At 51.8% G+C, this 14157-nt stretch carries 3 protein-coding genes; 2 read left to right on the top strand and 1 reads right to left on the bottom strand.

Annotated features, from left to right (window positions below):
• Positions 1-21: 21 nt before the first annotated feature.
• On the bottom strand, positions 22-558 hold the full coding sequence (locus tag MJ611_RS00700) for a hypothetical protein (RefSeq protein WP_250427427.1): 537 nt from the start codon (positions 556-558) through the stop codon (positions 22-24).
• A gap of 754 nt (positions 559-1312) precedes the next feature.
• Here MJ611_RS00700 and MJ611_RS00695 point away from each other — a divergent pair.
• Both MJ611_RS00695 and MJ611_RS00690 read left to right on the top strand, forming a co-directional pair.
• Positions 1313-12628, top strand: coding sequence for a T9SS type B sorting domain-containing protein (locus MJ611_RS00695; protein ID WP_250427426.1), 11316 nt, complete (start codon positions 1313-1315; stop codon positions 12626-12628).
• A 25-nt stretch (positions 12629-12653) separates the two neighbouring features.
• Positions 12654-13607, top strand: coding sequence for a PorP/SprF family type IX secretion system membrane protein (locus MJ611_RS00690; RefSeq protein ID WP_250427425.1), 954 nt, complete (start codon positions 12654-12656; stop codon positions 13605-13607).
• Positions 13608-14157 lie beyond the last annotated feature (550 nt).

The following is a 14157-nucleotide window of genomic DNA, read 5'->3' as shown; positions in this document are numbered from 1 at the left end:
GGCAAGGCAGCAGGTATTTTCTTACTTGATGTCTTTGAGGAAATCCTCGTCCAGCGGCTCGTCTTCGTCGTCTTCGGTTGTAGCTTCAAAGTCGATCTCCTGCAACAGCTCCAGTCCTTCGAGCATCAGTTCGTCAAGCTCTTCTTTCGAAGACGCATCCAAAGTACGCTCAAACAAACCCAGTATTAGTTCGCGTTGCTCGTTCACGAAGATCTCGTGGTATAGGCTGTCGAAAAGGGCAATCTTTTTCTGGATGATCTTATCGATCTCGCGGGTGTTTTTGGCATGCAGGGCCTCTTTCAGGAGCTCCAATACGTCCCGGGCGCCCTCGTTGTCAGCCAGCCGTGAATATGCCTTGATAAAAGCGATGGCTACCCCCAGGCGCACCATCTCAAAGAGGTAGCTCAGCTCTTCTGACGGCTTGCCTTTGTCCAGGCGCGATGCCTTGAAAACCTGTTCAAATTTCTGGTAAACAGCAGCAGCCGATGTGTCGAACAGTTTTGGTTCTTCGGGTGCAAAGGCTGTGTCAAGAAGTAATTCAAAGCTTCTGGCGCTCATATCGGTTCATACTTTAAGGCTGCAAAGGTACTATTTTATACTTTCTTTCACTATGGCTTGTTGGCTTACAATCGATTATAGTTCAGCCGGAGCAGGCTCTGCATTTCTCAGACCGTTTCTTGACTTCGCCACAGGAAAAAAAACATACTGTCCGGCTTTGCTGAACCTACTGGTTAGGGCGCAAAGCCTGCAGCCAATCTGCAGCATCAGAAGCATCTGCTCTTTCCCCTTACTTATGCTGCAACAGACAGACAGCGCCTGCTGTAATTCGCCAAGAAAAATTTATTATTCCTATATAAATATAGAAGTGTAAATAGGAATATTTATAATATATTCATGTATATATATGGGTTTTGCAGAAAAGCGTCAATTGTATTGTTTCACAATAAAAATCATGTTTATTTTAACTTGTTTTAAATAGAAAAGACGTGTAAGTGCTTTATAGTTAGTAAATGAGCAGCTTGTGTAATCTGAAAAGTATCATCCGCTTTGGATAAAAATGTAGTTCTTAAAAACACGTGAGGCAATCCGGTAAGGATGTGAATTGAATTTGAAGGTTGAATAAGTGCAATATCAAGTTGAAAAAGTTTTTGTGCGGCAGGTTTGACTGCAAAAGAAATGATCGAGAGGATATTAAGGACAAACAAGCCAGCGCAGGGCTGGAAAAGGAATTAGAAAAGCATACAAATAGAATAATGAGTGTACTACTAACCCGTACTATATGAGAATAAACTTTACTCGAAAACTTACCTTATTGTTTGCAATTAGTCTGCTGGGGATGTTACAGTTGGTAACAACCCATAGCCTGTTTGCGCAGGGTAATAGTGTTCCGGTTATTAAGATAGATCTTACCGGAAAGCCGAATGGTATCTGGGACTCCAGAGATCCTAAGACGGATGTAAGCAGGAGAGGCCAGATCTGTGGTGTTGACAAAAACGTCAACTGTATCCAGTTCGAGATCACGCTTGATAAAAATGCAGGCGGGCTGGAACTGGAGCTTGCTTCAGGGCCAGAACCTTCCGGATCCATGTTTTACCAACTGGGCGGTTGTAATGGCCGGTCAGCTGCTGTAGGAGAGCCCATCTGCGTGGAAGGCGTGGGGCCGCACATCATTACCTTGTGTATGCCCGGCAATGCCTACAACGATTTTATTGTTAAATCTATCGCGGCCTTTAACCCGCAGCCGGATATATCGGTAACAGGCGGCTGCTCGGCCTATCTCAATGCCCCGGTTGCCTTCGATCCTGCTTCCATCACCTGGCGGGACATCACTGGTAAAGGCATTTATGAAAAGTACCTGAGCTTTCCGGACGGCAACAAAGCCAGAGCGCTTGTTACACCTGGTACAGATGCTCCGGCTTATGTAGACTATGAAGTATGCGGCAGATCGGTAGCTTCGCCTTGCTCCACGCTGCCTTACTGCGATGTGGTACGCGTATATTTTTACCCGAAACCGGAAGTAACTGTTGGCCCGACACCGGCAATTATCTGTCCGGGTGGCAGCAGTGTGGTACTGACCGGAAACGTGACCGGCGGCGACGGAAAGTTTGAATACATCTGGAGGAACAGCGCCGGCAACATAGTGGGCGATGCCCTGAATTATACCGCTACGGCTGTAGGAACCTACACGCTTGAGGTAAGAACTACAAACAGCAGCATCAACTGCCAGCAGTTTTTGGCGACAGTAAATGTGGTAAGCAACCTGACGGTGAATGCCGGGCCGGACCAACTGGTGTGTTCTACCAGCCCGGTGCAGCTGGCTGGTACTGTTACTGCGGCCACAGGTGGTACATGGAGCGGCGGTGCCGGCACGTTCTCTGACAGAAACAGCCTCAATGCAATCTATACCCCAACAGCGGCAGAGGTTAGTGCCGGTTCGGTAAAGCTCACCCTTACATCAACAGGTAACGGGTCGTGTAGCCCGGTGAAGGATGAGGTGCTGATCTCTTTTTATACTTTGGACGTGAGCCTGACGGGCACGCCGGTGATCTGTAATGGCACCAGGGGTACTGTAACGGCAAGCGCTTCCGGTGCACAGGGTGCGGTATCGTACCTGTGGAATACAGGCGAGACAACCGCTACCATCTCCAACAAAGTAGCTGGTACATATACCGTAACGGTAAAAGATGCCAAGGGATGTTCTGTGGTGAGATCATTTACGGTAACAGAAGTAAACGGCCCTTCTGATTTTGCTGCCACGGTGAAATCAGCAACCTGTGGGGGTGCCAATGGAAGTATTACGGTAGGTGCGGTAACGGGCGGTACGGCTCCTTATACGTACAGCAAAGACGGGACTACTTTCCAGGCTTCTACCTCCTTTACCGGATTAGCGGCAGGCTCGCATAACATTACCGTGAAGGACGCCAATGGCTGTACGTTCGCGAAGGGCTATACCATTACCAACATCGCCGGACCTACGGCGGTAACGGCTACGGCGCAGCCGGCCAGCTGTAACAATAATGATGGCAGCATAGCAGTGGGTACAGTTACCGGCGGTACGGCGCCATATACCTACTCCATCAACGGCACGACCTTCCAGAGCGGTACTACTTTTAATGGGTTGGCTTCCGGTACTTACACGGTGACGGCCAAAGATGTAAATGGCTGCGTCGTTACTGCTTCAGTAACAATAACCAAAGCGCTTCTCACCGACTTTACTGCCACAGCTTCTTCATCTACCTGCGGGAACAGCAACGGAAGCATTACAGTGAGCAGTGTAGCCGGAGGGGTTGCTCCTTATACGTACAGCAAAGACGGTGCGACTTTCCAGGCGTCCTCTACGCTGAGTGGCTTAACAGCAGGCACACACACCATTACCGTGAAAGATGCCAAAGGCTGTACGTTTGCCAAGCAGGTAACCATTACGAATGTTGCCGGCCCATCGAACATCACGGCCAGCCTGAAGTCCACGACGTGCGGAGCCAGCAACGGTGAGATCACGGTTACAGCAACCACTGGCGGAACGGCTCCTTATACCTATAGTATAAACGGGACTACGTTCCAGGCTTCTGCTTCTTTTACTGGCCTTGCGGCAGGCTCTTACAACCTTACGGTGAAGGATGCCAACGGCTGTACTTTTGCAAAGGCTTTCACTATCACCAACATTGCCGGACCTACAGTAGTGGCGGCTACGGCACAAACTGCCAGCTGCGCCAACAACGACGGAAGTATAACAGTGGGTACAGTGACCGGTGGTACGGCACCTTATACCTACTCCATCAATGGTACTTCCTTCCAGAGCGGCACCAGCTTTACGGCACTGGCTTCCGGAAGCTATACGGTTACTGCTAAGGATGCCAACGGCTGCGTGGTTACTACTTCGGTTACAGTGGCCAAGACGATGCCAACAGGCTTTACAGCGGCTGCTACTTCTTCCAGCTGTGGAAACAGCAACGGAAGTATAACGGTGAGTGCAGTTGTGGGCGGCACGGCTCCTTATACTTATAGCAAGAATGGCACAACCTTCCAGACATCGGCAACCTTCACGGGCTTAACCGCCGGTACACACACCATCACGGTAAAAGATGCCAGGGGCTGTACCTTTGCCAAAGAAGTAACCCTGAGCAATGTGCCGGGTCCGTCTGATCTGGTAACCTCTGTGAAATCATCTACCTGCGGCAACAGAAACGGGCAGGTTACGGTGAGCGCTGTTACGGGCGGCACATCACCTTACACGTACTCTATTGACGGCACTACTTACCAGGCATCCAATTCGTTTGCTTCGCTGCTTGCCGGAGACTACCAGGTTAGGGTAAAAGATGCCAACGGCTGTATCTATACAGAGGCTGTAACCATTCAAAACATTGCTGGTCCTGCCTTTACTGCCACAGCACAGGCTTCAACCTGCGGCAGCAGCAACGGTCAGATCGCTGTTTCTGTAACAGGGGGAACGGCTCCTTATACCTACAGCAAGGATGGCACTACTTTCCAAACGGCTTCCACCTTTACAAACCTGGCAGCTGGGACTTATACGATCACTGTGAAAGACGCCAACGGCTGTGTGAAGACTTCATCTGTAGCCGTAAGCAACGTGGCTGGCCCAAGCAACCTGACACTGGCAACTACCGCCAGCACCTGCGGCAGCAGCAACGGCAGTATCAGCGTAGCGGGTACAACAGGCGGCACGGCTCCTTATACTTATAGTATAGATGGTACCACTTTCCAGAGTGCAACTACTTTCGGAGCATTAGCAGCCCGCGAGTATACGGTTACGGTGAAGGATGCCAACGGCTGTACTTACTCTAAAAAAGTTACCGTAGCCAACACCGGCGGACCAACTGACCTGACAACTTCTGTGAAATCGGCTACCTGTGGTGCCAGCAACGGAGAGGTTACCGTTAGCGGCTTAACGGGCGGAACAGCTCCTTATACCTACAGCAAAGACGGCGCTACCTTCCAAGCTTCTGCTTCCTTTGCAGCGCTTGCAGCAGGAACTTACACCATTACGGTGAAAGATGCCAACGGCTGTACGTTTGTAAAGCAGACGACTGTAAACAACATTGCCGGTCCTTCTGACTTTACTGCTAGCCTGCAGACATCCAGCTGCGGAGGCCAAAATGCCAGCATCAGAGTAACTGCTGTAGCGGGTGGCACGGCTCCGTACACTTACAGCAAGGATGGCGCAACGTTCCAGACATCTGATACTTTCTCAGCGCTGCTTGCGGGTACTTATACCATCACGGTGAAAGATGCCAATGGCTGCGTGTTCACGAAAGAAGTAGAAGTAAAAGATGTAGCGGGCCCTTCAGGGTTTACCCTTGCAGCAAACGCTGCTACCTGCGGTGCCAGCAACGGAAGTATAGCTGTGAGCGCTGTAACAGGCGGCACGGCTCCTTATACTTACAGCAGAAACGGTACAACCTTCCAAACGGCTTCTACCTTTACGGGTCTGGCGGAAGGCACTTATACGATTACCGTGAAAGATGCCAATGGCTGTACATTCGTTAAGGAGATAGCTGTTACAAACATAGCCGGTCCGACTGGTCTTACTGCGAACACTACTTCTTCTACCTGCGGTGCAAGCAACGGAGAGGTTATCGTTAGCGGCGTAACAGGCGGAACAGCCCCTTATACCTACAGCAAGGATGGCGTGAACTTCCAGGCTTCTATGACCTTCACCGGTCTGGCAGCAGGCTCGCATACTATCACAGTGAAGGATGCTAACGGCTGTACCTTTGCTAAGGCTATTACCATCACTAACATTGCCGGACCATCGGCTGTTGCGGCTTCGGCGCAAGCAGCCAGCTGCGCCAACAACGACGGAAGTATAACGGCAGGTACGGTAACCGGTGGAACAGCTCCTTATACTTACTCGATCAACGGTACTTCTTTCCAGAGCAGCACCAGCTTCAACAGCTTGGCATCGGGTACTTACACCGTAACGGCCAAAGACGCCAACGGCTGTACGGTAACCACTTCGGTAACGGTGACTAAAAATGTGCCGACCAACTTTGCCAGCACAACTGCTGCATCTACCTGCGGCCAGAGCAACGGCAGCATAACAGTGGGTACGGTAACCGGCGGTTTTGCTCCTTATACTTACAGCAAAGACGGTACAAACTTCCAGGCTTCAACTACGCTGACAGGCCTGGCTGTAGGCACCCACACCATTACCATTAAAGATGCCAAAGGCTGTACTTACAGCAAGCAGGTAACGGTAAGCAACATCGCTGGTCCTTCTAACTTTGCTGCTTCTGTAAAGTCCTCTACATGCGGCAACAGCAACGGTGAACTGACGGTAACATCAGTAACCGGCGGCACGGCTCCTTATACTTATTCCATCAATGGTACTTCTTTCCAGGCGTCGGCTACCTTCACAGGTCTGGCTGCCGGAACACATGCCATCACGGTAAAAGACGCCAATGGCTGTACCTTTGTGAAAGATGTTGCGGTAAACAATGTGGCCGGACCTGTCTTCACAGCAACGGCGCAGGCAACTACCTGCGGCCGCAGCAACGGCAGCATCACAATGAGTGGCGTAACGGGTGGTACGGCACCTTATACGTACAGCAAGGACGGCACCTCGTTCCAGACTTCAGCCACATTCTCAGGATTAACAGCCGGCAGCTTCACTATTTCGGTGAAAGATGCTAACGGTTGCGTGGCCACGGAAGAGGTAGAAGTAAAAGACATTGCCGGACCTGATAACCTGACGCTGGCCAGTGCCTCTTCTACCTGCGGTGCCAGCAACGGAAGTATAACCGTAAGTGCAGTAGCGGGTGGTACGGCTCCTTATACCTATAGTATAGATGGCAAAACGTTCCAGACAGCTGCTACTTTCGGGTCGGTGCTGGCAGGCGAGTATACCCTTACCGTGAAAGATGCCAACGGTTGTACATTTGCGAAAGCAGTAGCGGTAGAAAACATAGCAGGCCCGACAGCTTTGACAGCAAATGCTACTTCTGCTACCTGCGGCGCTGCCAACGGTGGCCTGAACATTACCGGCGTTACCGGCGGTACGGCTCCTTATTCCTACAGCAAGGATGGCGTAAACTTCCAGGCTTCTACAACCTTCACTAACCTGGCAGCAGGTAATCACACTATCACGGTAAAAGATGCCAATGGCTGTACAGTGTCTAAGGCCTTTGCTGTATCCAATGTGGGCGGACCAACAGCAGTTACTGCTTCCGCAACCAGACCGGCTACCTGCGCCGACAACGACGGAAGTATAACCGTAGGTGCCGTAAGCGGCGGAACAGCTCCTTATACTTACTCGATTAACGGTACCACCTTCCAGGCCGGAACTACTTTTAACGGACTGGCTTCAGGGGCTTACACCCTAACGGCTAAAGACGCCAACGGCTGTACCGTGACTACTTCCGTTACAGTTACGAAGAATGTACCAACCAATTTCGCCAGCAACAGCACTGCTTCTACCTGCGGCCGAAGCGACGGGCAGGTAACGATCAGCGGCATAACGGGTGGTACGGCTCCTTATACCTACAGCAAAGACGCTTCTAACTTCCAGGCTTCGGCTTCGTTCACAGGGTTGGCTGCGGGTACTTATACCATCACTGTAAAGGATGCCAACGGTTGCACGTTTGCCAAAGAGGTGGCTGTCAGCAATGTGGCAGGACCTGCTTTCACAGTAAAAGCAAAAGCCACTACCTGCGGCGCTGCAAACGGTACGATCACGGTGAGCGGTACTACCGGCGGTGTTGGCCCTTATACTTACAGCAAAGACGGAGTTACCTTCCAGGCATCCACTGTATTTGAAAACCTGCTGGCTGGCAACTACACCATTACGGTGAAAGACGCCAACGGCTGTTTGGGTACAAACGCTGTCGTAGTAGAAGACGTGGCAGGGCCGAATAATCTGGTGCTGGCAGGCGCTTCATCGACCTGCGGTAACAGCAATGCCAGCATCAGCGTGAGCGAAGTGCAGGGCGGTACGGCTCCTTATTCGTACAGCAAAGACGGTACTACCTTCCAGGCTTCGGCTACATTTGCAGGGCTGGCTGCTGGTAAGCACACCATCACGGTGAAAGATGCCAACGGCTGTACCTTCGCCAAAGAAATAGAAATAGAGAACATCGCCGGACCGGCCAACCTGACACTGGCTACTGCTTCATCTACCTGCGGCAGCAATAACGGCCAGATCAGCGTGACAGGAGTAGAAGGCGGTACAGCTCCTTTTACCTACTCCATCAACGGTACCAGCTTCCAGACAGAGACACGTTTCGGAGCAGTGCTGGCAGGCGAGTACACGGTTACCGTGAAAGATGCGAAAGGCTGTACCTTCAGCAAGAAGGTAACAGTAAATAACATCGCCGGCCCGACTGAACTGACAGCTACTACCAAAGCAACTACCTGCGGCGATGCCAACGGCGAACTGACGGTAAGTGGCGTAACGGGCGGTACGGCTCCTTACAGCTACAGCAAGGATGGCGTGAATTTCCAGGCTGCGGCAACCTTTACAGAGCTTGCAGCGGGCAGCCATACTATTACAGTAAAAGATGCCAACGGCTGTACGGTTACCAAAGCCTTCACGGTGTCTAACATAGGTGGGCCTACGGCAGTGGCAGCTACATCGCAGCCAGCCAGCTGCACAGACAACGACGGAAGTATATCGGCAGGTGCCGTAACAGGTGGCACGGCTCCTTATACTTACTCCATCAACGGTGCTGCTTTCCAGGCAGGTACCAGCTTCAGCGGGTTAGCTTCCGGTGCTTACACCCTAACGGCTAAAGACGCTAATGGCTGTACCGTGACTACCACCGTAACGATCAGCAAGAACATCCCTACAACTTTCGCGAGCACAACTACTGCCTCTACCTGTGGCGGTAAAAACGCTACGATCACGGTTGGCGCGGTAACAGGTGGCTTTGCTCCTTATACTTATAGTAAAGATGGTGTGAACTATCAGGCGTCGGGAACATTAACCGACCTGGCTGCAGGTAGCCATACGATCTGGGTGAAAGATGCCAAAGGTTGTAGCGTAAGCCGTCAGGTGCAGGTAAGCGACGTTGCTGGCCCGTCTGAGCTGGCAGTTGCAGTGAAGTCAACTACCTGCGGTAACAGCAACGGTGAGTTCAGCATCAGCCGTGTAACGGGTGGTACAGCTCCTTATACATATAGTATAGACGGCACAAACTTCCAGAGCGCAGCTACCTTCAATACACTGGCTGCCGGCAATTACCAGGTAACGGTGAAAGATGCCAACGGCTGTACGTATGTACAAACGGTAACGCTGAGTGATATTCCCGGCCCGTCTGATTTTACAGCAACGGCACAGGCATCCAGCTGCGGACGTGCGAATGGCAGTGTTACGGTTAGCGCTGTGGCGGGAGGAACTGCTCCTTACAGCTACAGCAAAGACGGTACTACCTTCCAGGCTTCAGCTACTTTAACAGGCCTGCTTGCCGGTAAACATACAATCACTGTAAAAGATGCCAACGGCTGCGTGATGTCGAAAGTAGTGGAGGTGGAAGATGTGACCGGGCCAACAGGACTGACGCTGGCCAGCACTTCGTCTACCTGTGGCGGCAGCAACGGCAGCATCAGCGTGACAGGAGTAGCAGGTGGTACGGCTCCTTATACGTACTCCATCAACGGTACCAGCTTCCAGGCTGCTACTAAATTTGAGGGAGTAAAGGCCGGAACCTATACGTTGACAGTGAAAGACGCCAACGGCTGTACTTTCTCTAAAGAAGTGAAAGTAGATAACATCGCCGGTCCTGCAGATCTGGTAGCTTCTGCTAAAGCGTCTACCTGCGGTGCTGCTAACGGTGCACTGACTATAAGCGGCGTAACGGGCGGTACGGCTCCTTACAGCTACAGCAAGGATGGCGTGAACTTCCAGGCTGCGGCAACCTTTACAGAGCTTGCAGCGGGCAGCCATACCATCACAGTAAAAGATGCCAACGGCTGTACGTTCGCCAAAGCCTTCACGGTGTCTGATGTTGCTGGTCCTTCAGCGGTAGCGGCAAACGCTCAGGCTGCCACTTGTGCCGATAACGACGGAAGTATAACAGTAGGCACCGTAACCGGTGGCACTGCTCCTTATACCTACTCGATCAATGGCAACAACTTCCAGACAGGCACCACCTTCGCGGCTTTAGCTTCAGGAGAGTATACCCTGACGGTGAAAGACGCCAACGGATGTGAAGTGAGCACAACGGTGAAAGTTGATAAAACCGGCCCGGGCAGCTTTGTGGCCTCAGCCGGCAGCTCTACCTGCGGAAGAGAGAACGGAAGTATAACCGTTACCTCTGTCAACGGTGGAAAAGCTCCTTATACGTACAGCCTGAACGGTGGTGCCTTCCAGAGCGCAGCTTCCTTCTCAGGGCTGGCAGCAGCAGAGTATACCGTAACAGTGAAAGACGCAAACGGCTGTACTCACACCCAAACCATTGAAGTAACCGATGTAGCCGGTCCGTCTGACCTGGTAGCCTCAGCTCAGTCCACAACCTGTGGTAACAGCAACGGCCAGATCAGTGTGACGGGGGTAACAGGCGGTACCGCTCCTTATACTTATTCGATCAATGGCACCGCATTCCAGTCGTCTGCTGCTTTCACAGCACTTGCGGCCGGAGAGTACCAGGTAACCGTGAAAGATGCCAACGGCTGTATTTTCGCCAAGGCAGTGATCGTAACGAACACCAACGGACCGGAGGGAGTTGCCTTAACAGCTCAGTCTGCAACGTGTGGAAGCAGCAACGGTCAGGTGGTAGTAAGTAATGTAACGGGCGGTACAAGTCCTTACACGTACAGCAAAGACGGCTCTACGTTCCAGGCTTCCGCTACGCTAACCGGTATGGCAGCTGGTACTTATACCATCACGGTAAAAGATGCCAATGGCTGTACCTTTGCCAAGCAGGTAGTGATCGGGAACATAGACGGCCCTACCGGATTTGACGTGGCTTCAACCAAAGCTACCTGCGGCGAAAACAACGGTACCATTACCGTAAGCGGCGCAGCCGGTGGAACAGCTCCTTATACCTACTCCATCAACGGCACCGACTTCCAGGCTACAGGTAACTTTACAGCTGTGGCAGCAGGCGAGTATACTGTAACTGTGAAGGATGCCAACGGCTGCACGATCACCAGAAAAGTGGTGGTAGAGAACCTGAAAGGACCGGCAGGACTTACAGCTGCTGCTACGGAATCTTCCTGCACGACGAACAACGGTACCGTAACCGTGAGTGGTGTAACCGGTGGCGTGGCTCCTTATACTTATTCGTTGGGTGGCAACAACTACCAGGCGGCCGCTACCTTTACTGGGCTGGCTCCGGGCGAGTACGAAGTATACGCCAAAGACGCCAGCGGCTGTCGCACAAAAGCAACCGTTACAGTCGGCGTGAAAGGTCCTAAGGAGGCTGTAGCAACGGCAACTGCTGCTAGCTGCGGCGTAAGCAACGGCTCTCTCACCATCTCATCGGTAACAGGCGGTACCCAACCGCTTAGCTACAGCATCAACGGTACTACTTTCCAGGCTTCGGCCACGTTCCGAAACCTTGCCGCCGGCAGCTACACCGTTACCATCAAGGATGCGGAAGGATGTACCATTACGCTGCAGCAGCAAGTGGAGAACAACGGAGGCCCGGAAAGCTTCACGGCTACCGGCACCGACGCCAGCTGCGGAGATAAAAATGGCAGGATCTCGATTAGCCAGGTAGTGGGTGGAACAGCCCCTTATACTTACTCGATCGACGGAAACAACTACCAGGCCGCAGCAGAATTTACGGCTCTGGCAGAGGGTACTTACCAGGTGGCAGTTAAAGACGCCAAAGGCTGTATCGCTATCGAAACCGTTACCCTTCAGAACAGCGCACCTATCACTAACCTGAAAGCTACTGCCGAACCGGGTGCTTGCGGCCAGGCTACGGGTCAGGTTGTAGTAGGCGAAGTGAGTGGTGGTACCGCTCCTTATACTTACTCGCTGGATGGTAAAAATTTCTCGGCTGCTACCACCATAACAGGTGTGGCGCCAGGCGATTATACCCTGGTAGTAAAAGATGCCAAAGGCTGTACTTATACTACAGCTGTGAAGATGGAGGCAACCACGCCGGTCGTTGTAAAGGTAACGCCACAGGCTAAAGCCTCTGCAACAGCAGCTACCGGCCGCGCCGCGGTAACAACCATCAGCGGTGGTACGGGCCCTTATACTTACCAGCTCAACAACGGCAACTTTACTTCTGATTCGGTTTTCACGAACCTGGCAGGTGGTACTTATACACTGGTAGCAAAAGACAGCAAAGGCTGTACAGCACAAACCACCTTTACCATCGAAACAGAAGTGGAGGTTACTCCTGAGAATCCTGAAAACCCAGAGAACCCGGAAGATCCGGAACATGAAACAGGTAAGCTGGATATCCCGAACGGTTTCACGCCGAACGGAGACGGCATCAACGATCGCTGGGTATTGAAGAACCTCTCGTTGCTCTACCCTAACTGTAAAGTAACGGTGTACAACCGTTGGGGAAGCCTTGTATTTGAAGCGGTAGGTTACAAGACAGAGTGGGATGGAACGCATAACGGTAAGCGACTGCCAGACGGCACCTACTACTGCATCATTGAGTTCGGCAACTCCGAAGCGCCACTTAAGAGATCAGTGACCATCATGCGTTAAGTTTCGCTTTTAACCCATCAGTTTTATGAAAAATTATATTCTTATCATATGCTTTCTGATTCTGGGCCCGGTTGCCGTGGCCCAGCAGAAAGCCCTGTACAGCCAGTACATGACCAATTATTACCTGCTGAACCCGGCCGTTTCGGGCTTCGAGAAAGACTGGAACTTTAAAGCAGGCTTTCGTAACCAGTGGGTGGGGTTTGAGGGCGCGCCTAAAACTTTTTACCTTAGCGGCGAAACAGCCCTGTTCAAACAGCAGTTGCGACGCAGGAGAGCCCAGCCCTACCACGGGGCCGGGGGCTACGCCTACACCGACAACACCGGCCCAACCACCCGTACCGGCATGTTGCTATCGTATGCGTACCATGTGCCGCTGAACCGGAAAGTATACTTGTCTTCCGGACTGTTTGCAGGGTTCCAGCAGTTCCGTTTCGACCCGAACAAGATACAACTGGCCGATGGCTCCAATGAGCGCGACCCGGTTACCAACGCAGGCCGTATCGATGCTTTTATGCCGGACCTGAGCGTGGGTACTTTGCTGCATTCGGAGGAGTTCTTTGTAGGTGCTTCCCTGTTTCAGGCCCTGGGCAATAAGATCAACGAGGTAGAAGGTTCTGAGGAGCCCAGCCGCCTGTCGCGCCACTGGTACCTGTCAGCAGGTTACAGGTTTGATGTAAACAGAAAGCTTACTGTGGAGCCGTCTTTCTTGCTGAAGTATGTAAATCCGGCGCCGGTGCAGGTAGACATCAACGTGAAAGGTATCTACAGCCTGGATAAAAGCAGACGCAAAGACAAGTATGACGACCAGGTATGGGCGGGCCTGTCGTACCGTACTCAGGATGCGCTGGTAGGTATGGCGGGCATCCAGATGCTGGAGCAATACCAGCTTAGCTATTCGTATGACATCACGGTTTCCCGTATGCGCCACCACAGCGCCGGCTCGCACGAGATCACGTTCGGTTACAGGTTGAAGCAATAGTATACTTCATACTTGCTCTGGCAAGTGGTATAAAAGAGAAAGGCCAGCGCAAATGCGTTGGCCTTTCTCTTTTTGTTAAAGTTTGACTTCGCGATGTTTCAAGTGAGTTTTATAACGTTCAAAGATGTCCCTGTTGCATGTTCTCACCATTGCTATCACGTTAAGCTTTTGTGTTCGACTTGTTCTGGCGCAAGCGTCTGCCTGCGCCAGTCTACTATTGCTGTTCCGGACATCCTTGTCCGGAACTTTCTCTGCTGCGGACTTCCAAGTCCCCGGCAGAAAGTTTTTGGACTTGGAAGTCCGAAAGAGCAGTACTAATTTAATTATAGTGCGAACGAGGACGCTCGCGCCATGAACTGATGTTTTATGGAATGACAAGACCTGCTGCAGGTAGGGGAATCTGCCTGTAGATTTAGTAATTCTGGTGCGTACTAATTAACATACATTTGTAGAAACTAAAACATAGGGGTCAAGGAGCAGGAGGTACTTAAACCAGAAGAGCCAGCGCAACTGCGCCGGCTCTTCTGGTTTGTAAAACTATACTTTATAC

Source organism: Pontibacter ruber, from assembly GCF_023630205.1.
GTDB classification, from domain to species: Bacteria; Bacteroidota; Bacteroidia; order Cytophagales; family Hymenobacteraceae; genus Pontibacter; species Pontibacter ruber.
This window is presented reverse-complemented; position numbering and strand designations above follow the sequence as displayed.